Raw genomic sequence first — 25,827 nt, 5'->3', positions numbered from 1 at the left:
CCGGGTCAGGGGTGGTTGATCACGAAAACATCAGGCGGATGGCCGGCCGGTCCTGGTGCACTATCGTATTGACGGCAAACAGGAGGATCCCATGCTGCGTCTCGTTCTGACATTCCTGCTGGCCGCGAGCGGGCTGGCGGCCGCGCCGCTCGACACATCCGTTGGCCGGGTCGAGGTGGCCCCGGTGGTGCGCGGTCTCGACGAGCCCTGGTCGGTGGGCTTCCTGCCCGGTGGCGGGCTGCTGATCACCGAGCGCGACGGCAGGCTGCTGCATGTGGGCCGGGGCGGCAAGCATTCCGAAGTCGCCGGGCTGCCGCCGATCGCGGCGGTGGGCCAGGGCGGTCTGCTCGACGTGCTGGTGCCGCGCGATTTCCGCCAGAGACGCGAAATCTTCCTCTCTTACGCCAGGCCCGAGGGCCGCAGCGCCGGCACTGCGGTAATGCGCGGCCGGCTGAGCGAGGACGGCGGGCAACTCACCCAGGTCAAGACGATCTTTTCGATGACCGCGCCCAGCCGCAAAGGCCAGCATTTCGGCTCGCGGCTGGTCGAGGCCCGCGACGGCACGCTGTTTCTGACCATCGGCGACCGGGGCGACCGGCCGTCGGCGCAGGATGTGACACGCCACAACGGATCTGTCCTGCATCTCACCCGCGACGGCGCCCCGGCGCCGGGCAACCCCGATCTCGGCCCCGATGCGCAGCCCGAGATCTGGTCTTATGGCCACCGCAACCCGCAGGGCGCGGCGCTCGATCTGCAAGGCGACCTCTGGGTCAACGAACATGGCGCGCGCGGCGGAGACGAGGTCAACCGGATCCGGCGCGGCGCCAATTACGGCTGGCCGGTCATCGCCTATGGCCGGCATTATTCCGGGGCCAAGATCGGCGAAGGCACCGCCAAGCCCGGCATGGAACAGCCCGAGCATTACTGGGATCCCTCGATCGCCCCCTCGGGCATGATGTTCTATTCCGGCAAGCTCTGGCCCGCATGGCGCGGCGATCTCTTTGTCGGCTCGCTGAAGTTCGAGTACATCTCGCGGCTCGACGGCGAGCCGTTGCGCGAGCGCGAGCAGATCAAATCCGCCGCCACCGAACGGGTACGTGACATCCGCGAAGCGCCGGACGGCTCGATCTGGTTTCTCAGCGTCGGGCAGGGGACACTCTATCGCATGACGCCGGCCAACTGAGGCCTCTGGACGCAACGCCCGCAAGCCGCCAAACTCGCGGTATCACCCGGGAGTTTTTCCATGACCCTCTTGCTCCGCCTTGCCCTCTGCCTCGCGCTGCTGCTGCCGATCGCGGCGCCGGCCCAGAACGCGCAGGCCTTTTTTGACAATTACCTCGCGATGCGCGCCCGTCTCGACACGCTGGTCAAGAACCGCGATTTCGCCGAGGTCATGCCGGTTTTTGGGGATCAGACCGATCCGGCCGAGCTGGAGGCGCTGGAACGGCGCGTGCGCGAGATCTATCCGCGCGATTTCGAAAATGTCGCCCTGATCCGCCGGCAGGACATGGATCACGGCTTCCGGCAAGAGCTCATCGCCTATTGGGAAGGCACGCAATACATCTACATCTATATCGTGCTGCATGACCGCGACGACGGCATCGTCGCGCTGGTATTCAACTTCAACAGCGAATTCGACGAGCTGAACGCCAAGTTCTAGGATCCCTGGCGCGAGCCATGGGTGCCGCGCTCGCGATAAGGCGTGGTGTCGTAATGCGCGCGGTAGCATTTCGAGAAATGCGACGGCGAGGCAAATCCGCAGGCCAGCGCCACGTTGATCACGCTCATGTCGGTCTGCATCAGCAGGTTGCGCGCCTTTTCCAGCCGCAGTTCCATGTAATAGCGCTTGGGGCTCCGGTTGAGATAGCGCCGGAACAGCCGCTCGAGCTGACGGGTCGACATGCCCACATCCTTGGCCAGGATCGACGGGCTGATCGGCTCTTCGATATTGGCCTCCATCTTCTGGATCACCATGCTCAGCTTGGGATGGCGCACGCCGATGCGGGTGGGCACCGAAAGCCGCTGGCTGTCCTGATCGGTGCGGATCGAGGAATAGATCATCTGGTCCGCCACCGCATTCGCCAGCTCGGGCCCGTGATCGTCGGCCAGCACCTTGAGCATCATGTCGAGCGACGAGGTGCCGCCGGCGGTGGTGATGCGCGGGCCGTCGATGGCAAAGATCATCTTCGACAGGCCGACATCCTCGAATTCCTCGGAGAAGCTGTCGTAGTTTTCCCAGTGGATCGTCGCGCGCCGCCCGTCCAGAAGCCCGGCGCGCGCCAGAACATAGCTGCCGGTGCAGAGCCCGCCGATCACCGGCCCCTTGCGCGCCTCGCGGCGCAGCCAGTTGAGCAAGCGCTTGGTAGTGGCATGCTGGATCTCGATGCCGCCGCAGACCAGGATTACGTCGTCGCGCTGCATATCCTCGAGATCGCCCTGAAGCTGGAAAGAAGTGCCGGCCGAGCAGGTCTGGCTTTCGCCGCCTTCGCCGAGAATGCGCCACGAATACAGCGCCTTGCCCGACATGCGGTTGGCCAGCCGCAGGCATTCGAGGGCCGCCGAGAAAGGCAGCAGCGAGAAGTTCTCGAGCAGGACAAAGACAAACCGGCGCGGTTTGGCCGGTGCGGTCACCTGAACGTCTTCGGTCTTGGAATTCATAAGCAGCGGACCCTTGAAGTGGAGGTCTCTTTTCGACTTTCCCTGTGTCGCAAAAGGACAGATGGCGCCAGTTGGACCCAAGCCCCCGGCAAGGTCAAGCCCCGCCGCAAATCGCATATGGTCACTCTGGGCCCGAGTTTGTATAAGCGGGCCGTTCCGATATCGCTAACCACCGGAGATGAGAGATGAGCGAGTGGCAAAAATCTGACTGGCGCAACAAGCCCCGGATTCAGATGCCGGAGTATACCGACGCGGAGGCCCTGCATGCCGTCGAGGCGCAACTGGCCAAATATCCGCCGCTCGTCTTTGCCGGCGAGGCCCGCACGCTGAAGGCCCGGCTGGCCGATGCCTCGCGCGGCGAGGCCTTTTTGTTGCAGGGCGGCGATTGCGCCGAGAGCTTTCAGCAGTTTTCGGCCGACGGCATCCGCGACACGTTCAAGGTGATGTTGCAGATGGCGATGGTGCTGACCTTTGGCGCCAAGGTGCCGGTGGTCAAGGTCGGCCGCATGGCCGGCCAGTTCGCCAAACCGCGCTCGGCGCCGACCGAGGTCAAGGATGGTCAGGAGCTGCCCAGCTACCGTGGCGACATCATCAACGAGCTTGAGTTCACCCCCGAAAGCCGCATCCCCGATCCGTCGAAGATGCTTCAGGCCTACACCCAGGCGGCGGCAACGCTGAACCTGCTGCGCGCCTTTTCGACCGGCGGCTATGCCGATGTGCATCAGGTCCACCAGTGGACGCTGGGCTTTACCGACCGCGAGGAGAGCGAGAAATACCGCGCCATGGCCGGGCGGATCACCGATGCGCTCGACTTCATGATTGCGGCCGGCGTCACCAGCGACAACAACCATGCGCTTCAGACGGTGGATTTCTACACCAGCCACGAAAGCCTTCTGCTGGAGTACGAAGAGGCGCTGACCCGCAAGGACAGCACGTCGGGCAAATGGCTCGCAGGCTCCGGCCACATGCTCTGGATCGGCGACCGCACGCGCCAGCCTGATGGTGCGCATGTGGAATTTGCCAGCGGCGTGCAGAACCCGATCGGGTTGAAATGCGGCCCGACCACAACGGCCGAGGATCTCAAGGTGCTGATGTCCAAGCTGAACCCGGAGAACGAGGCCGGCAAGCTGACGCTGATCGCGCGTTTCGGCGCCGGTTCGGTGGGCGAGCACCTGCCGCGGCTGATCAAGGCGGTGCAGGAAGAGGGCGCCAATGTGGTCTGGTCCTGCGATCCGATGCACGGCAACACGATCAAATCGGCCACCGGCTACAAGACCCGGCCGTTCGACAGCGTGCTGCGCGAGGTCAAGGAATTCTTTGCGGTGCACAAGGCCGAGGGCACGATCCCCGGCGGCGTGCATTTCGAGATGACCGGCCAGGACGTGACCGAATGCACCGGCGGCGTGCGGGCGGTGACCGAAGAGGATCTGTCGGACCGCTACCACACCGCCTGCGACCCGCGGCTGAACGCCTCGCAGTCGCTCGAACTGGCCTTCCTCGTGGCCGAGGAACTGGTGGCGCGGCGTGATGCAAACGCCTCGAGCCTGGCGGGCTGATCGCCCGACATCGCCGGTGACACATCTACGCCCTCGCGAAACTTCGCGGGGGCGTATTCTTTTGGAGGCACACTGTTGCGGCCCGCCAAGCGCCGTCAGCGGTCGCTTTTGACCACCCGCAGATGCGGCACCTTGCGCGGCCGGAACCCGGCCCGAGGATCACCGAAGCCCGCCACGGGCTGAGGCCGGGTTGGCTGGCGCGGGCGGTCGGCGAGCGCCGAGATATCCGCCTGCACGATCTCGAAGCGGCGCGGGGCGCGGCCGATCGGGCCATCGGTGACAAAACACCCGAGCGCCCGGTTCACATCGCCGAAATCATCGGCCAGCGGCAAGAGCAGCAGCCGCCCGCTCAGCGCGGGCTTGCCCAGCCGTTTTTCCGCGATGAGCGAAAGCTCGGCCCGCGCGGGGGTGGCAAAGACCTCTTCCAACGCGGGGGCCAGACGTGCGCGCGAGACCGGGACGATCATCGCAGAAAGCGGCATGCCGCGCACCTCCATGCCCATCAGATCACACAGATGGGTGCCGCCGATCCGAAGCCGGGCATGGGTCGGCGCCACCTGTTCGGCGATAAAGGCAAACTCGAGCGCGGTCTCGATGCCGCGCGGATCGATCTCTGATCGCGGCGGCACGGTGCGCCCACCGCGCATCGCCTCCCAATAGGCCTCGACCTGTTGCAGGGGCCGGCACCACTTGGCGCGCAGTTTGTCGGCCAACGGCAGAATGTCCGCCGGGCCGCCAAGATCCCGGAATGCCCCGAGGGTGACCCCGGGCTTTCTGTCACCTGAAGACATGGTTTCTCCCTCAATCGCCGCCCTTTCATTGTCGCCTGAAAGGTTACGCCTCTCACTCTGCGCGACAATGGTTACCCAATTCCTAATATGTCACGGTTATCTAGAATTGTGGGGATTTTTGGCCCGGTTGGTTAACCCGGAGCCCGGCGGCCGGTCGCGCTCCGCATGGCATTTCGGCTTGCCCGGACCACGGGGATTGCCTATTCCGGTTGATAAATCATGCGGATAAGGGCCCTTGCGTTGCAAGATGTTGTGCGTCCGGGACGGGGGAATGTGATGCTGCAATCGATGACAGGTTTCGCCGCCGGGCAAGGCGCCAAAGGCGACTTCAGCTGGACCTGGGAAATCCGGAGCGTCAACGCCAAGGGGCTCGACCTGCGCATTCGCGTCCCTGACTGGATCGAGGGGTTGGAAACCGAGTTGCGCAAGCAGGTCTCCGGCGCGTTGAAGCGGGGCAATGTCACGGTCAATCTGCGCCTCTCGCGCGAGGACACCGCCGGCGCCCAACGGCTCAACAGCCAGCAGCTGGACCAGGTGCTCACCGCGCTGGCCGAGATCGAACAACAGGCGATCACCCGCCACGTATCGCTCGCGCCGTCGACCGCCGCCGAGATCATCGCCTTGCGCGGCATGATGGAACAGGACGAGGAGGCCACCGATACCGCGCAGCTCCGAACCGCACTTGTCGAGGATTTTCAAGCAGTTCTGGCTTCTTTCTGCGACATGAGGTCAGGTGAGGGCGCGACGCTTCGGAGCGTTCTTGCCGCCCATCTCGACGAGATCGAAACGCTGGTCATCGCCGCCCAGGCCGCAGCCGAGGCGCGTCGGCCCAAGGCCCGCGAAACACTCATGCTGGCGCTGGCCGCAGTGCTGGACGGCGCCGCCGAGGTCGACGAAGACCGGATTGCCCAAGAGCTTGCGATTCTGGCTGTAAAATCGGATATAACAGAAGAAATCAATCGCTTGCACGCCCATGTAAAGGCAGCGCGTGAGCTTGTGGCCGCGCAATCGAGCGTCGGGCGCAAGCTCGATTTCCTGATGCAAGAGTTCAACCGCGAGGCCAATACGCTCTGCTCGAAATCCGGCGACAGCGCGCTCACCTCCGTGGGGCTCGACCTCAAGGCGGTGATCGACCAGATGCGTGAGCAGGTTCAGAACGTGGAGTGAGAAACATGGCGGACAGCAAGCGACGCGGGCTCTTGATCATCCTGTCCTCGCCGTCGGGCGCGGGCAAATCGACGCTCGCCAAACGGCTGCGGGCCTGGGACAATTCGATTGTCTTCTCGGTGTCGGCCACGACCCGAAAACCGCGCCCGGGCGAGGTGAATGGCGTCGATTATCACTTTGTTTCGGAAGCGGAATTCAAGAAAACCGTGGCCGAGGGCGGGATGCTCGAACATGCCCATGTCTTCGGCAACTTCTACGGCTCGCCCAAGGCGGCGGTGGAAGAGGCGATCAACGCCGGCAAGGATGTGCTGTTCGACATCGACTGGCAGGGCGCACAGCTGATCGAGAATTCGGATCTCGGCCGCCACACGCTTTCGGTCTTTCTGCTGCCGCCCTCGATCACCGAGCTGCGCCGCCGGCTCGAGACCCGCGCCCAGGACAGCGAAGAGGTGATCTCGAAGCGGATGCAGAAAAGCTGGGACGAGATAAGCCATTGGGGCAGTTACGATTTCGTTCTGGTCAATGACGATCTGGATCACACCGAAGCCAAGCTCAAGACCATCGTGACCGCCACCCGCCTGCGCCGGCTGCAACAGCCCGATCTGACAGATCACGTGCGCAAACTGCAATCGGAATTCGAGGATTTGCCATGACGCTTTATGCCCTTGACGGCCTTCGCCCGGAGATCGCCGAAGACACCTGGATCGCCCCCGATGCCAATCTGATCGGCCGGATCGTGGTCGAGACGGGCGGTTCTGTCTGGTTTGGCTGCACCCTGCGCGGCGACAACGAGGAAATCCGCGTCGGCGCCGGCAGCAACGTGCAGGAAAACGTTGTGTGTCATACGGATCCGGGCTTTCCCTTGCGTATCGGATCAGGCTGCACCATCGGCCACAAGGCGATGCTGCATGGCTGTGTGATCGGCGAAAACTCCCTGATCGGCATGGGGGCCACGGTGCTCAACGGCGCCCGGATCGGGCGCAACTGTCTGATCGGGGCCGGCGCGCTGATCACCGAAGGCAAGGAGATCCCCGACGGCAGCCTGGTGATGGGCACGCCGGGCAAGGTGGTGCGCCAGCTTGACGATGCGGCGATCGAAGGCCTGCGGAAATCGGCGCGGCATTATCAGGACAACATGCGCAGGTTCCGCGCCGGGCTGGAGGCGCTCTAGATGCGCAATGACAAGGGCACTTTGATCCGCCCCGAGATCCTGTCCGAAGGCATCAGCCGGCCGGTGGTAACACCTCTTTCACCTTCCGTGGTCTATGCTTCGGACACGCCCGATACGCTGGATTCGCAATATGAGGGGCGGGCGCAGGGCTATACTTACGCGCGTGAGGGGCATCCCAACGCCGATCTTCTGGCGCGGCGGATTGCGGCGATGGAGGGTGTTGACGACGGGCTGATGCTGGGCTCGGGCATGGCGGCGGTGACGGCGGTGCTGCTGGGGCTGTGCAAGAGTGGCGACCATGTGATTGGCGGCGATCAGCTTTACGGTCGCTCGCTGCGCATGATGCGGGAGGATCTGCCGCGGCTGGGCATCGCCACCAGCCTCGCCGATCCGACCGACCCGGAGGCCTTTCGCAAGGCGCTGCGGCCGGAAACGCGGCTGATCCTGCTCGAGGTGGTGTCGAACCCGACCTTGCGGGTCGCCGATGTCCGGGGCATTGCCGCGGTGGCGAAAGAGGCGGGCGTGCTGCTGGTGGTCGACAACACCTTTACCACCCCGCGCGGCATCCGGCCGTTCGAGCTGGGCGCGGATGTGGTGCTGCATTCGGTGACCAAGCTTCTGGCCGGGCATTCCGACGTGACCCTGGGCTGGGTCGCGGCACGCGATGCCGCGCTGCAAAAGGCGATGTATGATTTCGCGGTGACCACCGGCATGACGCCGAGCCCGTTCGACTGCTGGCTGGCCGAACGCGGGATGATGACCTTCGATCTCCGCTTCGAAAGGGCGCAGGCCACCGCCGCGGCCCTGGCCGAGGCGCTGGCCGGCATGGAGGGCGTGCGGCGGGTGCTCTATCCGACGCGCGCCGATCACCCCGATCGCGCGCTGGCCGGGACATTGCTGACCGGCGGCTGCAACATGGTCTCGTTCGAGATCGCGGGCGGACGGGCGCAGGCCAATGCGCTGACCGAGGCCGCCAGGGGCGTGGCCTTTGCGCCGACTCTGGGCGATGTCGGCACGACATTGTCGCATCCGGCCTCGTCCTCGCATCGCGGCCTGAGCGAAGAGGCCCGCGCGGCATTGAGCATCACCGAAGGCTTCTTCCGGGTCTCGGTGGGGCTCGAGGAACCGGGGGCGCTGATTGCGGAATTCACCCGCGCGGTCGCGGCGGCGCGGGCGATCTGACGATGACGGATGCGCGCGAACTCCTGCAATCGGTGGTCGATGCCTTGCCGCAGCCGATGGTTGTGATTGGCGACGACGAGCGCATCCATCACGTCAATGGGCCGGCCCTGCGGTTGGTCGGCAACAATGCGGTGGGCCGGCATTTCATCACCGCGCTGCGCCAGCCGTCGCTGCTGGATACGGTCGAGGCAACGCTGCGCGACCACGCGCCGCGCCAGACCAGTTTCCTGACCCGCGAAGACGGGCAGGACGTGACCTATGCGATCCGCTGCGCCGCGATACACCGCGGCGACCGGCATGGTGTTCTGCTCAGCTTCGAGGACGTCACCGACGTGGAGGCGGCCAGCCAGATGCGGCGCGATTTCGTGGCCAATGTCAGCCATGAGCTGAAAACCCCGCTGACCGCGCTCCTGGGCTTTATCGAGACCATTCTGCATGGCCCGGCGCGCGAGGATGCCGCCGCCCGCGACCGGTTTCTCGGCATCATGGAGGCCGAGGCCGAACGGATGAACCGGCTGGTGGGCGATCTGCTGTCGCTCAACCGGGTCGAGGCGACCGAGCGGATGCGGCCTACCAGCCGGATCGACCTGGCGGTGCTGCTGACTTCGGTGGTCAAGAGTCTGAGCGGGATCGCCGGGGATGCCGGGCTCGAGATCCGGGCGGATGTGCCCGAGCCGCCGGTGTCGGTGCCGGGCGACGCCGATCAGCTGCGGCAGGTGCTGACCAACCTGATCGAGAACGCGATCAAATATGGCGCCGAGGGCAAGCGGATCGATGTGCGCCTGACGCCGCCGGCCTATCATCCGCGCATGCGCTGCGATGCGGTGGAACTCGTGGTGCGCGATTTCGGGCCGGGCTTTGACCCGGTGCATATTCCGCGGCTGACCGAGCGGTTCTATCGCGTCGACAGCCACCGGTCGCGCCAGATGGGCGGCACCGGGTTGGGGCTGGCGATCGTCAAACACATCATCGGCCGGCATCGCGGCCGCATCCAGATCGAATCCGAGCCGGGGCAGGGCGCGGCCTTCCGGGTGCTTCTGCCCGCCTGACCCTGCGTCACGTAACAGCCTGGCGAATCTCCGGGTGTCACAATCGGCGGCCAAGCCGGTTTCAGCCCCGTGGGTGCAGCGCCGCGCCCTGGCTGATGGTGCTCTGCAAACCAGATAGTCACCAGACACATGCAGATTTTTTATTAAGCAATATCAGATAGATATTTTCTTATCTTCGGGAGAACTCCGCGAATGTGGCCGGGATACTGCACTGTCTTCTGCACTGTCATAAAACCGTTACGTAAGTGTCACAAAAGCATTGCCGACGGCCTCTAGCAGTGCCCGCAGCGGACGCCACGACGCTGTAACCCCGGCGTCCCGATACGAGACAACAGGAGCTCTTCCATGAACTTTGTGAAACTGACCGCCTCTACCCTGGCGATCGCTGCCGTTTCCGCAACTGCCGCTTCCGCGCGCGACCAGATCCGCATCGTCGGCTCGTCGACCGTGTTTCCGTTCTCCACCGCCGTGGCAGAGCAATTCGGCAAATCCACCGATTTCGCCACGCCGGTCGTTGAATCCACCGGCTCGGGCGGTGGCGTGAAGCTCTTCTGCGCAGGCGTCGGCGAAGAGCATCCTGACATCACCAACGCGTCGCGTCGCATCAAGCAGTCCGAAGTCGAGACCTGCATCGAGAACGGTGTGAGCCTGACCGAGGTTGTCGCCGGTTACGACGGCATCGTCATCGCCAACGCGAAATCCGGCCCCGATTTTGAACTGACCCTCGGTCAGGTCTGGGAAGCGCTGGCGGCCAATGGCCCGATGCCCACCACCTGGGACGAGATCGACCCGGCGCTGCCCGCCGTCGAAATCGAGGTTCTCGGCCCCCCGCCGACCTCCGGCACTCGCGACGCCTTTGAAGAGCTGGCGATGGCGGCTGGCTGTGAAGAGGCCGGTGGCGACGATTGCGAAGGCGAAGGCCTGCACATCCGCGAAGACGGAAAATACATCGAATCCGGCGAAAACGACAACCTGATCGTGTCGAAGCTGGAAGCCAACGATCGCGCCCTGGGCGTCTTCGGCTTCTCTTTCCTCGACCAGAACGCCGACGCCCTGAAAGGCGCCGTCGTCAATGACGTCGAGCCGACCTTCGAAGCCATCGCCGCCGGTGACTATCCGGTGTCGCGTTCGATGTATTTCTACATCAAGCACGCGCATGTCGGCGTCATCCCCGGTGTCATCGAATATGCCACCGAGTTCGTGAACGCCAATGGCGACGACGGCTATCTGATCGATCTCGGCCTGATCCCGGTCGACGAAGACCTGATGGCCAAGAACCAGGACGCCGTGGCAAACCTGCCCGAGCTGACCGCGGAAAACTACTGATCGCTTTTGGCGATTGACGATACACCGGGGGCGGGTTACCGCCCTCGGTTCATTTTTCCGGGCAGGGAGCGATCCCGTCAGGCCCGGAGCGACCCGCCGTATCCCGGAGCCTGACTGATGGTATTCACCCTGACACTGGCCATTTTCGCGCTGGCAATCGCGGCCTATCTGCTGTCCAGCCGCCGCGCCGCCAAGGTGGCCGCAACCGATGACGTGCATCTGCATTCCCGCCCGTCCTACCACGGTCTGCACAGCTTCCTCTGGGTGCTGATCAGCGGCTGGGGCATTCTTCTTTTCCTTGTCATCTTCGGCAACTGGTGGGTCACCTCCAGCCTGATGTCCCAGATCGCCGAGGCAGCGCCCGACGCCGCGATCATCGAACGCCAGCTGATCCTGTCCGACGCCCGCGCCATCGCCGAAGGGCGGATTTCCTCGGAAAGCGGCGAATTGCGCCAGGCGCTGGCCCTGCGGTTCGCGCGGCTCGATGCCATCCACAGCTGGGCGCTGATCGTGCTTGGCCTGGGCGGCGCCTTTCTCGCCGGACTTTATTCCTATGGCCGTGTGGCGCCGGAATGGCGCGCCCGCAACCATTCGGAAAAGGTGATCCGCGCGGTGCTTCTGGTGATGGCCGGGATCGCCATCCTGACCACCATCGGCATCGTGCTGTCGCTGATCTTCGAGACGATGCGCTTTTTCAGCGCCATCGACTGGCAGATCCACAAATATCTCTTCGGCACCACCTGGAGCCCGCTCTCGGGCGTGTTCGAGGGCAAGATGGACGCCGACAAGGTGGGGGCGCTGCCGCTCTTTGCCGGCACGTTGCTGATCACCCTGATCGCCATGATCGTGGCGGTGCCGGTGGGATTGTTCGCGGCGATCTACCTGTCGGATTTCGCCTCGGCGCGGGTGCGTGCCTTTGCCAAGCCGATGCTGGAAATTCTCGCCGGCATTCCGACTGTGGTCTACGGCTTCTTTGCCGCGATCACTCTGGCGCCGTTGCTGCGCGACGGCGGCGAGGCGATCGGTATCCGCGTCGCCTCGGAATCGGCCTTGGCGGCGGGGATCGTGATGGGGGTGATGATCATTCCCTTCATCTCATCGCTGTCGGACGACGTCATCAACTCGGTGCCGCAATCGCTGCGCGACGCCTCGCTCGGCCTCGGCGCGACCAAGGCGGAAACCATGCAGCAGGTGGTTCTGCCAGCGGCGCTGCCGGGGATCGTCTCGGCGGTTCTGCTGGCTGTGAGCCGCGCCATCGGCGAGACGATGATCGTGGTGATGGCGGCCGGGCAGGGCGCCAACCTGACGGCCAACCCGCTCGAGGCGGTGACCACCGTGACGGTGCAGATCGTGGCGCTGATCACCGGCGACACCGAGGCCGAAACTGCGGCCGGTCCGGCCTTTACCCTGGGGTTCACGCTCTTCGTGCTGACCCTGATCATGAACATGGCGGCGCAGCGGCTTGTCGCGAAGTACCGTGAAAAGTACGACTGAGAAGGCATTGAGACATGGCTGATATCTCCACCAATCCCCAAGGCGGTCGCGGCTTCGATCACGGCAGCATCACCGCCGGCTCGTCGCGCCTGAAACGTCGGCGCTGGGCCGAACTACGGCTCAAGGCCTACGGCATCGCCGCCATCGGCATCGCCGGCTTCGCCCTCGTCGCGCTGCTCAGCTCGGTCGTGGCCCAGGCTTCCCGGGCAATGACCGAACATTACATCACCGCCGAGGTGACGCTCGACCCCGAGGCGCTTGGCATTTCCGCAGACGCCACCGGTAACGAGATCCTGCGCGCGGATTTCGACGGGCTGACCACACAGGTCATGCGCGACGCCTTTCCCGAGGCCAGCGGCCGCACCGAACGGCGGGCCCTGGGCAACCTGATCTCCGGCGGTGCGCCCTTTGAGCTTGCCGACAAGATCACCGCCGAACCCGGGCTTCTGGGCGAGACGATCACCTATGATTTCCTCGCCTCCGACGTGACCGATCTCTATCTCAAGGACGAATACGGCACGCTGAACCAGGAGCCGGTCAGCGGCAGCCTGAGCGTGCAGGAGAGCGACGATGGCGATCTGATCCTGACCAGCACCGCCGAGGATTTCTCGGGTGCGCTGACGCAGGTGAAGGCGCGGCTGTTTACCGACGCCGAGGATCTGCGCGTCAAGGCGGCGCGTCAGACCAATGCCGTGGCGGTCTATACCGAACGCGCCGCGGCGGCCGAAACCGAAGAGGATCGCACCGAACAGCTTGAAAAGGCCGAAAAGGCCCGAGCCAACGAACAGGAGCTGCTGGACGAAGCCGCCGCCATCGAGGCGCGGGCCCATGCAGCAGGCGGCACCGAAGAGGTGGACGACGAGAACATCTCGCTTCTGGTCAAGGCCGGCGGCGGCTGGATCCGGCTGACCGAGGTCAGCCTGACCCAAGCGCGTGGCGAGGTCATGACCCGGACCGCGCTGCCGATCGAGGCCAGCACCGACTGGGGGTTCTATACCACCAGCCAGCCGGAATCCTCGCGCAAGGTCACGGATCACCAGATCGTCTGGATCGAGACGCTCAAGGACCGGGGCCAGATCAAGGAAACCTTCAACTGGCGCTTCTTTACCTCGGCCGACAGCCGGGCGCCGGAACTGGCGGGTATCCGCGGTGCGCTGGTGGGCTCGCTGCTGACCATGGCCGTGACCTTCGGGCTGGCCTTTCCGATCGGCGTGCTGGGCGCGATCTATCTCGAGGAATTCGCCCCCAAGAACCGCTTCACCAACTTCCTCGAGGTGAATATCAACAACCTCGCTGCGGTGCCCTCGATCGTCTTTGGCCTGCTGGGTCTGGCGGTCTTTCTCAACGTCTTCGGCGTGCCACGCTCGGCGCCCTTGGCCGGCGGGATCGTGCTGGCGCTGATGACCCTGCCGACGATCATCATCGCCGCCCGCGCCGCCATTCAGGCGGTGCCGCCCTCGATCCGCGAAGCGGCCCTGGGTGTGGGTGCCTCCAACGTGCAGGCCAGCTTTCACCATGTTCTGCCGCTGGCGATGCCCGGCATCCTGACCGGCACCATCATCGGCATGGCGCAGGCGCTGGGGGAAACCGCACCGCTGATCATGATCGGCATGGTGGCCTTCATCGTCGATGTGCCCACCGGCATCACCGACAGCGCGACCGTTCTGCCGGTGCAGGTCTACCGCTGGTCCGACTTTCCCGAACGCGCGTTCGAGGCGCGCACAGCGGCGGCGATCTGCGTCCTGCTTCTCTTCCTGGTCCTCATGAACCTTCTGGCCATTGTCCTGCGCCGCCGGTTCGAGCGCCGCTGGTAACGAAAGGAACCCCGATGTACGATACCCCGAAAGCGGAGACCGCAGTGACGAGCAACGAGATCAAGTTCTCGGCGAACAATGTCGACGTCTATTACGGCGACACCCACGCCATCAAGAATGTCGACGTCCAGATCGAAGCCAATACCGTGACCGCCTTCATCGGCCCGTCAGGCTGCGGCAAGTCGACCTTCCTGCGGTGCCTCAACCGGATGAACGACACCATCGATATCTGCCGCGTCGAAGGCGATATCCGTCTCGATGGCGAAGACATCTACGACAAGAAGGTCGATCCGGTGCAGCTGCGCGCCAAGGTGGGCATGGTGTTCCAGAAGCCGAACCCCTTCCCGAAGTCGATCTACGACAATATCGCTTATGGCCCGCGCATCCACGGCCTGGCCAAGAACAAGGCCGATCTCGACGTGATCGTCGAAAAATCGCTCCGCCGCGGCGCCATCTGGGATGAGGTCAAGGACCGGCTGCATGCACCCGGCACCGGGCTTTCCGGCGGCCAGCAGCAGCGGCTCTGCATCGCCCGCGCGGTGGCGACGGAACCGGAAGTCCTGTTGATGGACGAACCCTGTTCGGCGCTTGACCCGATTGCCACCGCCCAGGTCGAAGAACTGATCGACGAGCTGCGCTCGCAATATTCGGTGGTGATCGTGACCCACTCGATGCAGCAGGCCGCGCGGGTCAGCCAGAAGACCGCCTTTTTCCACCTCGGCAACCTGGTGGAATTCGGCGATACCTCGAAAATCTTTACCAACCCCGAAGATCCCCGCACCGAAAGCTACATCACCGGTCGGATCGGGTAAGGAGCATATCATGCAAGAGCACATCGTAAGTTCCTTCGACCGCGATCTCGAAGGCATCCAGGCGCGGATCATGAAGATGGGCGGGCTGGTCGAACAGGCGATCCTCGACGCCGCCGAAGCGCTCGAGACCCGCGACGAAGAGCTCAGCGACAAGGTGCGCCGTGGCGACAAGGTGATCGACGAGCTTGACGAGCTGATCCACGAAGAGGCCGCCCGGGTGATCGCCCTGCGCGCGCCGACGGCGGTCGACCTGCGGGTGATCCTCTCGGTGATGAAGACCTCGAACGATCTGGAGCGGATCGGCGATCTGGCCAAGAACATGGCCAAGCGCAATTCGGTCCTGATGCAGCTGACCCAGATCGACGGCGCCACCGCCGCCCTGCGCCGCATGGCCCGCGCGGTCGAGGTGATGCTCAAGGATGCGCTGGACAGCTATATCCAGCGCGACGCGGCACTGGCCCGCGACGTCATCCTGCGCGACCGCGACGTCGATCAGATGTACAATGCCACCTTCCGCGAATTCCTCACCTTCATGATGGAGGATCCGCGCAACATCACCGCCTGCATGCACCTGCATTTCATCGCCAAGAACCTCGAGCGGATGGGCGACCATGTGACCTCGGTGGCCGAGCAGGTGGTGTTCCTGGTCGAAGGCGCCATGCCCGACGAACGGCAGAAAGGTGACAAGACGTCCTTTGACAAGTCGCTTTCGCCGGAGCCGGGAGCCTGAGCCATGTCGGTCGAACAACCCACGGTGCTGGTCGTCGAGGACGAGCCGGCCCAGCGTGAAGTGCTGTCCTACAATCTCGAGGCCGAAGGCTTTCGGGTGAGCCGCGCCGAGGATGGCGAACAGGCGCTGCTGCTGGCCGAAGAGGAATCGCCGGACATCATCGTTCTGGACTGGATGCTGCCCAATGTGTCGGGCATCGAAGTATGCCGCCGGCTCAAATCCCGGCCCGAAACCCGCGCGGTGCCGGTCATCATGCTCTCGGCCCGAGCCGAAGAAGTGGACCGGGTGCGGGGGCTGGAAACCGGCGCCGACGATTATGTGGTGAAACCCTATTCGGTGGTCGAACTGATGGCCCGGGTGCGCGCGCAATTGCGCCGCACGCGGCCGGCCAGCGTCGGCGAGCGGCTGGAGTACGAGGACATCGTGCTCGACAGCGAGACCCACCGGGTGACCCGCGCCGAACAGCCGCTGAAGCTGGGGCCGACCGAGTTTCGTCTGCTGACCACCTTCATGGAGAAACCCGGCCGGGTCTGGACGCGCGAGCAGCTGCTTGATCGGGTCTGGGGCCGCGACATCTATGTCGACACCCGCACCGTCGATGTCCACATCGGCCGGCTGCGCAAGGCGCTCTGCCAGCATGGCGGCGGAGATCCGCTGCGCACCGTGCGCGGCGCGGGCTACGCGCTGGGCTGACGGGCCTGTGCCGGGGCAGGGCGGTCGCGCCTGCCCCGGAGTATATTCGCGAGATCATTTGATCAAATCGCGGTTTCCTTCTTCCCCGGCGATGCGGTACTCTTTGCGCAATTCACCGGGAACTACGGGAGGCCCGCCGATGTCTGCACTAGATGTGACCCCACTGAAGCCCAAGGATGCGCCCGATCTTGGCCGGTTCGACTGGTCCGATCCGCTGCGCCTGTCAGATCAGCTTACCGAGGAAGAGCGCATGGTGGCCGAGGCCGCCCGCGCCTACGCCGACGAGAAGCTCGCGCCACGGGTGATCGACGCCTATGAAAACGAGACCGTCGCGCCGGAGCTTTTTGCCGAGATGGGCGAGATGGGCCTGCTTGGCACCACCATCCCCGAGACCTATGGCGGCATCGGCGCCGGCTATGTGACCTACGGCCTCGTCGCGCGCGAGATCGAGCGGATCGACAGCGGCTATCGTTCGATGATGTCGGTGCAATCCAGTCTGGTGATGTATCCGATCTATGCCTACGGCACCGAGGAGCAACGGCGCAAATACCTGCCGGGGCTTGCAAAAGGCGAGCTGATCGGCTGTTTCGGCCTGACCGAGCCGGACGCCGGCTCCGACCCCGGCGGCATGAAGACCCGGGCGCAGAAGATCGACGGGGGCTATCGGCTGACCGGCTCCAAAATGTGGATTTCGAATGCGCCGATCGCCGATGTCTTTGTCGTCTGGGCCAAATCCGATGCCCATGACGGCAAGATCAAGGGCTTTGTGCTCGAGAAAAGCGCCAAGGGGCTTTCGGCCCCGAAAATCGGCAACAAGCTGTCGCTGCGCACCTCGGTCACCGGCGAGATTGTGCTTGATGGTGTCGAGGTCGGCGAAGACGCGCTTCTGCCCAATGTCTCGGGCCTCAAGGGGCCGTTCGGCTGCCTCAACCGGGCGCGCTATGGCATTGCCTGGGGCGCCATGGGGGCGGCCGAGTTCTGCTGGCACGCGGCGCGGGGCTACGGGCTCGACCGAAGCCAGTTCGGCAAGCCGATCGCCGGCACTCAGCTGTTCCAGAAAAAGCTGGCCGACATGCAGACCGAGATCACCCTCGGCCTTCAGTCCGCGCTTCAGGTCGGACGGTTGATGGACGAGGCCAATGCCGCGCCCGAGATGATCAGCCTGATCAAACGCAACAACTGCGGCAAGGCGCTGGATATCGCGCGTCTGGCCCGCGACATGCACGGTGGCAACGGCATCTCCGGCGAATTCCAGGTGATCCGCCACATGGTCAACCTCGAGACGGTGAACACCTACGAGGGCACCCATGACGTGCATGCGCTGATCCTCGGACGGGCACAGACCGGGCTTCAGGCGTTTTTCTGAACCACGGCCCGGCGATCACCGCCGGGCGCGCTGTGCCGGCCCGTCAAAAGTCGAGGAAGTCAAAAGTCGAGGAACTTGGCGCTGGCAAAACCGGTCTCGCCCGCGGGACCGGTGATCTCCCACCACATCCAGTTCTCGTCCACGCAGGTGGCAAGCGCCGCGCGGTCGAAGCTCGTGCCGGCATTGGCGGCAACACAGAGCGCGGCACAGGCCGCGTGATCGTCATGATCGTTATTGGCGGCAAAGCTGTCGCCGATCGCAAAGGTCGCGCCCAGGGGAAGCTCGTCGATCTTTTCAGCCTCTACCGTAGGTTCGGCGCGCAAGGATGTGTAATTGTTGACGTTTACAACCTCTGCCTCACCATCTATGGACCGGCAGGGCGTGGGTCTTGTCAAGTGGCCATTGTCGGCAGAGGCGGGCAGGGCCCGGCCTTCGGCCAGCGCGGTCAGGCTGGTGTCAGCCGGCACCATCGCCAGCGCGGGGATCGGCGCCCAGAGGTACATCAGGTCCGGATCGCCGCAATCCTCGGGCCCGATGCCGGTGTTTTCGGAACCATCTATGCCACAGATCAGCGGCAAGGGCGTGCCATCGCTTGTGGCGGTCACGGTGGCAGCGCATTCATGCACGTCCTCGCTGGCGAATTGCAGCTCGTAGCGGTCGCGCACGGCGCCGCCCGCCGTCCAGCTCGAGACCGAAAGCTGAAAGACATCATCGTTGCGCTCGAACGCGACCTGACTTTGCGCAAGACGTGAGGGCCATGCGGTAAGATTCTGACATGCATGGAAAAAGCCGCGATCCGATAACGCCGGAGCATCGAAGCCCGTGAGGCCGATATCCCAGCGTCCAGCCTTGTTTACCGTATCGATCGTCAGATTTGCCGACGCGCCGCGCAGCGCCGCCACCAGATCGGCGTCAAGGAAGGGCCGCGGCACATCGGGACGTGGTTGCGCCGCGAGGGCATAGAAGCCAAGAAGAAGATCGCTGGTGGCGGTATCGCCGATCTCGGGCGCGTCAAAGCGCAATGTGCCGCCGACATGCAGAATACGATGCGTCAGCCCCGGCGCCGCACCCTGGGCGGCGGTGCCGAACATGAAGATCAGGCCGCAGGTGCCGGTACAGGCCGCATCTCCGGCAATCGCCGTTCCGATCCTGTTATCAAGCAGATATCGCGCAATCTGAAGGCTTTCGGTGAAGTCTCCGCCGGCGCTGTCGAGGCAGAGCGTCTTCCAGCGTCCGTCCTCGTTCGATGGCCAGGGCAGCGGCTGCTCGAGCGTCAGCGTGCTGAGCAAGTCGGCATCGCCGGGCGCAATCTCACCGCGCAGCGTGGCCTGGCAAAGACCCAGCGTGCCTGAGGTAATCTCCAGTGCCGCCGCGGGCGGTGCCAGAAACGTCGCCGTCAGAAGCGCGGCACTGCATCTCTTGAGGTAACCGGTCACTGGAAACACTCCCGAGTGGTCCTTGAGCCAAGCCTACAGTGAGAGGAAGGCATCGATCAAGGGCGGATCAAGGGGGTGGAATCGCGGCAGGTCAATATTCGTATAATCGGTATTATGTATAAACTTGACAAGTATCCATCCACCGAACACGGGGATTTGCCCAGGCCGCTCTTGCCTTTGCCGGCTGAATATTGTTCCTGTTCACAAAGGAAAAGGAAGCCGATATGCCACATTACCGATCCAGAACTTCGACCCATGGACGCAATATGGCCGGCGCGCGCGGGCTCTGGCGCGCAACGGGCATGACTGACGATGATTTCGGCAAGCCGATCGTCGCCATCGTCAACTCCTTTACCCAGTTCGTGCCCGGTCACGTGCACCTCAAAGACCTCGGCCAGATGGTCGCCCGCGAGGTCGAGGCCGCCGGTGGCGTTGCCAAGGAATTCAACACCATCGCCGTCGACGACGGGATTGCCATGGGCCACGACGGCATGCTCTACAGCCTGCCGTCGCGCGAAGTGATTGCCGACAGCGTCGAATACATGGTCAACGCCCATTGCGCCGATGCCATGGTCTGCATCTCGAACTGCGACAAGATCACCCCCGGCATGCTGATGGCCGCGATGCGGCTCAACATCCCGGCGATCTTTGTCTCTGGCGGTCCGATGGAAGCCGGCAAGATCGACATCGAAGAACTCGACATGAAGAAGATCGACCTTGTCGATGCCATGGTCGCCGCGGCCAGCGATACGATGACCGACGAACAGGTCCAGCATATCGAGGAAAACGCCTGCCCGACTTGCGGCAGCTGCTCGGGCATGTTCACTGCCAACTCGATGAACTGCCTCGCCGAAGCGCTGGGCCTGGCGCTGCCGGGCAATGGCTCGACCCTGGCCACCCATGCCGACCGAAAGAACCTGTTCCTGCAAGCCGGCCGCCAGATCGTCGAGATCACAAAGCGCCACTATCAGCTTGAAGAAAAAGGCTTTCTCCCGCGTGAGATTGCCACGTTCGAAGCGTTTGAGAACGCCATGAGCCTCGATATTGCCATGGGCGGATCGACCAATACGGTGCTGCACCTGCTGGCCATCGCCCATGAAGGCGGCGTCGATTTTACCATGCAGGACATCGACCGGCTGAGCCGCAAGGTGCCGTGCCTGTGCAAGGTGGCGCCCAATATCGAGAATGTCCACATGGAGGACGTGCACCGCGCTGGCGGGATTTTCTCAATCCTCGGAGAGCTTTACAGGGCGAACCTCCTGCATGGCGAGACCTGCACCGTGCACAGTTCGACCATGGCCGAGGCGATTGGCCATTGGGACATCAAGATCGCCAACAACCCCGAGGCCGAGCAGCTGTTCAAGGCCGCGCCCGGTGGCGTGCGCACGACCCAGGCCTTCAGCCAGTCGAACCGCTTCAAGGATCTCGACACCGACCGCCAAGGCGGTGTGATCCGATCGAAGGAACATGCCTTCAGCCAGGACGGCGGGCTTGCGGTGCTGTTCGGCAATATCGCCGAGGACGGCTGTATCGTGAAAACCGCCGGCGTCGATGCCAGCATCCTGAAATTCACCGGCAACGCCTATGTCTGCGAAAGCCAGGACCAGGCGGTCAGCGACATCCTGACCGGCAAGGTCAAGGCCGGCGATGTGGTGGTGATCCGCTATGAAGGCCCGCGCGGCGGCCCCGGCATGCAGGAAATGCTCTATCCGACGAGCTATCTGAAATCCAAGGGTCTGGGCAAGGATTGCGCCCTGCTGACCGATGGTCGCTTTTCCGGCGGCACCTCGGGGCTTTCGATCGGCCACGTCTCGCCCGAAGCGGCCGAAGGCGGCACCATCGGCCTGGTCGAACAGGGCGACAAGATCGAGATCGACATCCCGAACCGCACCATTCACCTAGCGGTCGACGATGCCGAACTGGCGGCGCGGCGCGAAACCCGCGAGGCCGAAGGCTGGAAGCCAGCCCAGCCGCGCAAGCGCAAGATCTCGACGGCGCTCAAGGCCTATGCGGCGCTGACCACCTCGGCCGCGCGCGGCGCGGTGCGCATGGTCGATTAATCACGGCGGGGCCGGCCTCCGGCCCCTGCCCGTCTATTTTTCTGGACAGAAATGCCCGATGCTGTCTAATTCATCAGACAGTTGTTATGTTGCCTGTCCGGCCCGGCCCGCTGCTTCCAGTTCCGGATGGCACTGAAGGAGCCCGCCCAATGAGCCGTAACCGCAACAGATACCTGTTGGATCTGACCAACGCGCCATCAATCGAAGCGCTGTGGGACATGCACAGCCGCAAGATGGCGGACTACGGGTTCGACCGGCTGCTCTACGGGTTCACCTATTACCGCACCGCGACCTCGCTGGGCGATCCCAACGATTTCCTTCTGCTGACCAATCACGATCCGAGCTACACCGACGCCTTCCTGGGCGGCGAACTCTACAAGAACGCACCGATGACCCGTTGGGCCATGGGGCACGAAGGTGTCTCGAGCTGGCGGCTGGTGGACGATCTCGCCCGGCAAGGCGCGCTGAGCGATGCCGAGCTGGCGGTTGTCGAGTTCAATCGCAAGATGGGCGTGACCGTCGGCTACACGATCTCCTTCAAGGCGGTGTCGCAGCGTTCGAAAGGGGCGATTGCCCTGACGGCGCGCAACGGCATCAGCCAGGACGAGGCCGATGCGATCTGGGCCGAACATGGCGACGACATCATCACGATGAACAATGTGGCCCATCTCAAGATTCTCACCCTGCCCTTCATCGGCCTTCCCAAACCGCTGACCCCGCGCCAGCGCGAGGCGCTCGAATGGGTTGGTGATGGCAAGACAACCCAGGACATCGCGCTGTTGATGGGGCTCACCGCCGCGACGGTAGAGAAACACCTTCGCCTTGCGCGTGAGGCACTTAACGTCGAGACGACGGCCCAGGCGGTGCTCAAGGCCGCGTTTCAGAACCAGATGTTCGTTCTCGATCTCTGATCCGTCGGTCTCGTTTACCGCTTTACGTTTTTTTCACGTTCCAAAGCGATTTGAATGAGACGGATTCCGCTTAGTATGGAAAACCCCACTTCATTACCCTGCGGAAATGGGGCACTCTGAAGACGTTCCGTGAGTGGTGGCAATTCAGCCAGGGAACGTCAGGACAGCGCCCCTTGTGATTTCTAGGCTCCGCTGTTCTGCCCGGGTAACCGGAGGTCGGTTTGAGGCGAATTTCGCGTCTCAAATCGGCCACTCTGGCCACACCGTCTCATCCCCATTAGTCCGGGGTGGTCCGTAAAAAAGCGGAGCTGGCCGTCGCAGCCAGCTCCGCATTTTTTTGCAGCGATGCTGCGCGTGGCCCCGCGCGCGGCGGGGCCGAACAAGATCAGCCCTGAGCGGCCTTGGCCACTTCGGCGGCGAAATCTTCTTCCTTCTTCTCGATGCCTTCGCCCACTTCCAGACGGACATAGCCGGTGATCTCGACACCTGCGTCCTTGGCGGCTTCGGCAACGGTCTTGTCGGGATCGACGACAAAGGCCTGGCCCAGCAGGGTGACTTCGCTCATGAATTTCTTCATCCGGCCGACGATCATCTTTTCGATCACGGCATCGGGCTTGCCCGATTCCTTGGCGATGTCGATCTGCACCGAGCGCTCTTTCTCGACCACGGCCGGGTCGAGATCGGCTTCGGACAGGGCCGCCGGGTTGGCCGCCGCGATGTGCATCGCGACCTGCTTGCCAAAGGCGTCGTTCTCACCCGAAAGCGCGACCAGAACACCGATCTTGCCCATGCCGGGGGCGGCGGCATTGTGCACGTAAGACACCACCGAAGCGCCTTCGAGGCGCGCCATGCGGCGCAGCGACATGTTCTCGCCGATGGTGGCGATCTTGTCGGTGATCGTGTCGGCCACGGTCTTGCCGCCCAGATCGGCAGCAGCCAGCTCATCCAGGCTCGAGGCGCCAAGCGCTGCCTTGGAGATATCGGAGACCATGCCCTGGAATTCGGCGTTCTTGCCGACAAAGTCGGTTTCCGAGTTCACTTCGATGGCAACACCAGTGCCACCGTCGACATTCACGGCCACCAGGCCTTCGGCGGCGGTACGGCCGGATTTCTTGGCCGCCTTGGCCAAACCCTTGGTGCGCAGCCAGTCGATCGCCGCTTCGATGTCACCGTCGGTCTCGGTCAGCGCCTTCTTGGCGTCCATCATGCCTGCGCCGGTCATTTCGCGCAGTTCTTTCACCTGCTTGGCAGAAATCGCCATGTTGGCTCTCCTTGAAAGATTTGGGCCGGGGGCAACCCGGAAAGTTCGGGGCCGGGAGCGGCCGGGAAAGTTAGGGGCCGGGGGCAGCCCGGGCCGCCCCCTCCTGTCTCAAAAGCGTGACGCTGGCGTGACGCTCAGCTGTCGGCTTTCTCGGTCTTGGCTTCCGGCTGGTCGAGATCGTAGGGCGCGTCCTTGGCGATCGCGTCGTCCTTGGCGGTCTCGGTCGAGGCGTCGCCGACCGCGGTCTCGGTCACGGCGTCCTCTTCCGGGGCTTCTTCCATGGCGCCGATGTCGACACCGGCGGCGCCGAGCTGGGCGGACATGCCGTCAAGCGCCGCGCGCGAGGCCAGGTCGCAGTACAGCGCGATGGCCCGGGCCGCGTCGTCGTTGCCGGGGATGATGTAGTCGACGCCATCGGGCGAGCAGTTGGTGTCGACGATCGCCACGACCGGGATGCCCAGCTTGTTGGCTTCGGCCACGGCCAGCGCTTCTTTCTTGACGTCGATGACAAACAGCAGGTCGGGCACGCCGCCCATTTCGCGGATCCCGCCGAGCGAGGCCTGAAGCTTCTGCTGGTCACGTTCCATGCCGAGGCGCTCTTTCTTGGTGAGGCCTTCGAAGCCGCCTTCCATCTGCTCGTCGATGTTCTTCAGACGGCTGATCGATTGCGAAACGGTTTTCCAGTTGGTGAGCGTGCCGCCCAGCCAGCGGTGGTTCATGTAATATTGCGCGCAGCGCTCGGCGGCGTCCGCCACCGGTTGCGCCGCCTGGCGCTTGGTGCCGACAAACAGAACCCGGCCGCCCTTGGCGACGGTTTCGCGGATCACGTTCAGAGCCTGATCCAGCATCGGGACGGTCTGGGTGAGGTCCATGATGTGGATGCCGTTGCGCGCGCCATAGATGAACTCGCCCATGCGGGGGTTCCAGCGTTGCGTCTGGTGGCCAAAGTGAACGCCAGCTTCAAGCAGCTGACGCATGGAGAACTCGGGAAGAGCCATGCTTCTTTTCCTTTCCGGTTTACGCCTCGGTGCGGGGTGAGAAGCTCTTGCTTCAACCGGTGGACGCCCGGGGATGTCTCCCCCGAAAGGCCCGCCCACACCTGCGGATTAGTGGCGCGCGTATAAACGGGTTGCCTTCCGGGCACAAGCGCTTTTTCCCGGCACGCCCCCGCGCCTGCTTCCTCTTGCCGGAAATACCCTCGGTGGAGGCCGCAGGCCGGGGGCAGCGCCCCCTGCCCCGCCGGCCCCGCGCTCAGCGATAGAGCAGCGAGACCCCGTTGGCAAAGAGATGCACCTTGGCGGGATCGGCGGTCAGCCGCACCGCCTGGCCGCGCACATCGGTGTGGATGCCCTGCAACTTGCCGATCACCGCATCGGCCGCGCCCTGCTTCTCGAAATAGAGCAGCGTGACCTCGCCCAGGGCCTCGATGATGTCTACCTTGCCCTCGAAGATCGCCGCGTCCTCGGTCTCGACGAAATCCTCCGGCCGCACACCGACATTGACCATCATGCCCATGTCGGCCTCCTGGGTCGGGTAATCCGACAGCGCCATGCCGCCATCGGCCATCTGCACCCGGGTCTGCGCCCCGGTGCCCACCACCTGCCCCGGCAGGAGGTTCATGGCCGGCGAACCGATAAACTGCGCCACGAACTCGCTGTTGGGCCGTTCATAGAGCTCGAGCGGGCTGCCGACCTGGGCAATGCCCTTGTTGGCCAGCACCACGATCCGGCTGGCCAGCGTCATCGCCTCCACCTGATCGTGGGTGACATAGATCATCGTCGAATTGGGCATCTGCTCCTTGAGCTTGGCGATCTCGATCCGGGTTGCCACCCGCAGCGCGGCGTCGAGGTTCGACAGCGGCTCGTCGAACAGATAGACCTTGGGGTCGCGCACGATCGAGCGGCCAATCGCCACCCGCTGCCGCTGGCCGCCCGACAGCGCCTTGGGCAGCCGGTCGAGATAGGCATCGAGCTGCAACAGCTTGGCGGCGCGATCCACCGCCGCGTCGATCTCGGCCTGCGGCTTCTTGGCGATCCTGAGCGCAAAGGACATGTTCTCGCGCACCGTCATATGCGGATAAAGCGCATAGGACTGGAACACCATGGCAATGCCGCGCTGGCTCGGCGGCACGTCATTGACCACCTGGCCGTCGATCTCGAGCGTGCCGCCGGTGATCTTTTCCAGCCCGGCGATCATCCGCAAGAGCGTGGACTTGCCACAGCCCGACGGTCCGACAAAGACAACCAGTTCGCCGGTCTGAATATCGAGGTCGATGTGGTTGAGCACGTTGACGGCGCCCGCATAGGTCTTTTCCACATCGGTCAACTTGAGATTGGCCATCGGTCGGTTT

At 64.0% G+C, this 25,827-nt stretch carries 22 protein-coding genes and 2 pseudogenes; 18 read left to right on the top strand and 6 right to left on the bottom strand.

The genetic code is table 11. From position 1 onward, the window contains the following. Window positions 1-91 precede the first annotated feature (91 nt). Window positions 92-1,183, top strand: a complete 1,092-nt coding sequence (locus AC0J5K_RS08710; protein ID WP_274565451.1) for a PQQ-dependent sugar dehydrogenase — start codon at window positions 92-94, stop codon at window positions 1,181-1,183. A gap of 60 nt (window positions 1,184-1,243) precedes the next feature. Then, on the top strand, window positions 1,244-1,660 hold the full coding sequence (locus AC0J5K_RS08705) for a hypothetical protein (protein ID WP_274565452.1): 417 nt from the start codon (window positions 1,244-1,246) through the stop codon (window positions 1,658-1,660). Here AC0J5K_RS08705 and AC0J5K_RS08700 read toward each other — a convergent pair. Beyond that, window positions 1,657-2,658 carry a GlxA family transcriptional regulator gene (locus AC0J5K_RS08700; protein WP_074835634.1) on the bottom strand — a complete coding sequence of 334 codons (1,002 nt, stop codon included), beginning with the start codon at window positions 2,656-2,658 and terminating at the stop codon, window positions 1,657-1,659. The genes AC0J5K_RS08705 and AC0J5K_RS08700 overlap by 4 nt on opposite strands. Window positions 2,659-2,843: 185 nt before the next feature. On the opposite strand from AC0J5K_RS08700, the gene AC0J5K_RS08695 reads away from it, so the two are divergent. Beyond that, window positions 2,844-4,214 (top strand): class II 3-deoxy-7-phosphoheptulonate synthase, encoded by a 1,371-nt coding sequence (locus tag AC0J5K_RS08695; protein ID WP_074835636.1) that lies wholly within the window; start codon window positions 2,844-2,846, stop codon window positions 4,212-4,214. Between the two features lie 95 nt (window positions 4,215-4,309). Here the strand turns inward: AC0J5K_RS08695 and AC0J5K_RS08690 are convergent, their stop codons facing one another. Beyond that, complete coding sequence (locus AC0J5K_RS08690; RefSeq protein WP_048533769.1) at window positions 4,310-4,927, bottom strand: PAS domain-containing protein; 618 nt, start codon at window positions 4,925-4,927, stop codon at window positions 4,310-4,312. A gap of 354 nt (window positions 4,928-5,281) precedes the next feature. Here AC0J5K_RS08690 and AC0J5K_RS08685 point away from each other — a divergent pair, with 354 nt between their 5' ends. The 13 genes and pseudogenes from AC0J5K_RS08685 (at window position 5,282) to AC0J5K_RS08625 (ending at window position 17,809) form a co-directional block, all read left to right on the top strand. Further along, window positions 5,282-6,172: a YicC/YloC family endoribonuclease gene (locus AC0J5K_RS08685; protein WP_274565453.1), complete on the top strand. Its 891-nt coding sequence runs from the start codon at window positions 5,282-5,284 to the stop codon at window positions 6,170-6,172. A 5-nt stretch (window positions 6,173-6,177) separates the two neighbouring features. After that, entirely contained in the window at window positions 6,178-6,825 is a 648-nt protein-coding gene (gmk, locus tag AC0J5K_RS08680) for a guanylate kinase (RefSeq protein ID WP_048531743.1), read from the top strand. Beyond that, a complete protein-coding gene (locus AC0J5K_RS08675; RefSeq protein ID WP_074835642.1) occupies window positions 6,822-7,343 on the top strand; it encodes a gamma carbonic anhydrase family protein in 522 nt (173 codons plus the stop codon). Before gmk ends, AC0J5K_RS08675 begins: the two co-directional genes overlap by 4 nt. Further along, entirely contained in the window at window positions 7,344-8,525 is a 1,182-nt protein-coding gene (locus tag AC0J5K_RS08670; RefSeq protein WP_274565454.1) for a trans-sulfuration enzyme family protein, read from the top strand. A gap of 2 nt (window positions 8,526-8,527) precedes the next feature. Beyond that, complete coding sequence (locus AC0J5K_RS08665) at window positions 8,528-9,574, top strand: sensor histidine kinase (protein WP_048531746.1); 1,047 nt, start codon at window positions 8,528-8,530, stop codon at window positions 9,572-9,574. Window positions 9,575-9,919: 345 nt separating this feature from the next. Further along, window positions 9,920-10,900: a substrate-binding domain-containing protein gene (locus tag AC0J5K_RS08660; protein WP_048531747.1), complete on the top strand. Its 981-nt coding sequence runs from the start codon at window positions 9,920-9,922 to the stop codon at window positions 10,898-10,900. A gap of 117 nt (window positions 10,901-11,017) precedes the next feature. Further along, window positions 11,018-12,394: a phosphate ABC transporter permease subunit PstC gene (pstC, locus tag AC0J5K_RS08655; RefSeq protein ID WP_048531748.1), complete on the top strand. Its 1,377-nt coding sequence runs from the start codon at window positions 11,018-11,020 to the stop codon at window positions 12,392-12,394. Window positions 12,395-12,408: 14 nt separating this feature from the next. Continuing rightward, window positions 12,409-12,849: pseudogene (locus AC0J5K_RS08650) on the top strand (DUF3333 domain-containing protein); the annotation flags it as partial. 597 nt (window positions 12,850-13,446) lie between these two features. Next, window positions 13,447-14,208 (top strand): annotated as a pseudogene (gene pstA / locus AC0J5K_RS08645) (phosphate ABC transporter permease PstA); the annotation flags it as partial. Window positions 14,209-14,222: 14 nt separating this feature from the next. Next, the gene (gene pstB / locus AC0J5K_RS08640; RefSeq protein ID WP_048531750.1) at window positions 14,223-15,020 is read left to right on the top strand and encodes a phosphate ABC transporter ATP-binding protein PstB; all 798 of its coding nucleotides are present in this window, start codon (window positions 14,223-14,225) and stop codon (window positions 15,018-15,020) included. A gap of 10 nt (window positions 15,021-15,030) precedes the next feature. Further along, complete coding sequence (gene phoU / locus AC0J5K_RS08635) at window positions 15,031-15,750, top strand: phosphate signaling complex protein PhoU (protein ID WP_170850514.1); 720 nt, start codon at window positions 15,031-15,033, stop codon at window positions 15,748-15,750. 3 nt (window positions 15,751-15,753) lie between these two features. Beyond that, a complete protein-coding gene (phoB, locus tag AC0J5K_RS08630; RefSeq protein ID WP_048531753.1) occupies window positions 15,754-16,443 on the top strand; it encodes a phosphate regulon transcriptional regulator PhoB in 690 nt (229 codons plus the stop codon). Between the two features lie 139 nt (window positions 16,444-16,582). Next, window positions 16,583-17,809 carry an acyl-CoA dehydrogenase gene (locus AC0J5K_RS08625; RefSeq protein WP_274565455.1) on the top strand — a complete coding sequence of 409 codons (1,227 nt, stop codon included), beginning with the start codon at window positions 16,583-16,585 and terminating at the stop codon, window positions 17,807-17,809. Between the two features lie 59 nt (window positions 17,810-17,868). On the opposite strand, the gene AC0J5K_RS08620 is transcribed toward AC0J5K_RS08625, so the two are convergent. Continuing rightward, complete coding sequence (locus AC0J5K_RS08620; RefSeq protein WP_274565456.1) at window positions 17,869-19,245, bottom strand: hypothetical protein; 1,377 nt, start codon at window positions 19,243-19,245, stop codon at window positions 17,869-17,871. Window positions 19,246-19,469: 224 nt separating this feature from the next. Between AC0J5K_RS08620 and ilvD the strand changes: the two genes are divergently transcribed. Together ilvD and AC0J5K_RS08610 are read left to right on the top strand one after the other, a co-directional pair. Then, window positions 19,470-21,305 carry a dihydroxy-acid dehydratase gene (gene ilvD / locus AC0J5K_RS08615; protein ID WP_048531759.1) on the top strand — a complete coding sequence of 612 codons (1,836 nt, stop codon included), beginning with the start codon at window positions 19,470-19,472 and terminating at the stop codon, window positions 21,303-21,305. 149 nt (window positions 21,306-21,454) lie between these two features. Beyond that, the gene (locus tag AC0J5K_RS08610) at window positions 21,455-22,216 is read left to right on the top strand and encodes a LuxR family transcriptional regulator (RefSeq protein WP_048531760.1); all 762 of its coding nucleotides are present in this window, start codon (window positions 21,455-21,457) and stop codon (window positions 22,214-22,216) included. Between the two features lie 385 nt (window positions 22,217-22,601). On the opposite strand, the gene tsf is transcribed toward AC0J5K_RS08610, so the two are convergent. The 3 genes from tsf to AC0J5K_RS08595 form a co-directional block, all read right to left on the bottom strand. Then, window positions 22,602-23,477 (bottom strand): translation elongation factor Ts, encoded by an 876-nt coding sequence (gene tsf, locus AC0J5K_RS08605; RefSeq protein WP_074835652.1) that lies wholly within the window; start codon window positions 23,475-23,477, stop codon window positions 22,602-22,604. A 134-nt stretch (window positions 23,478-23,611) separates the two neighbouring features. Next, a complete protein-coding gene (gene rpsB / locus AC0J5K_RS08600) occupies window positions 23,612-24,475 on the bottom strand; it encodes a 30S ribosomal protein S2 (protein WP_048531764.1) in 864 nt (287 codons plus the stop codon). Window positions 24,476-24,728: 253 nt separating this feature from the next. After that, window positions 24,729-25,817, bottom strand: coding sequence for an ABC transporter ATP-binding protein (locus AC0J5K_RS08595; RefSeq protein ID WP_048531766.1), 1,089 nt, complete (start codon window positions 25,815-25,817; stop codon window positions 24,729-24,731). Between the last annotated feature and the right edge of the window lie 10 nt (window positions 25,818-25,827).

This window comes from Marinovum sp. E3 (assembly GCF_055755275.1).
This window is presented reverse-complemented; position numbering and strand designations above follow the sequence as displayed.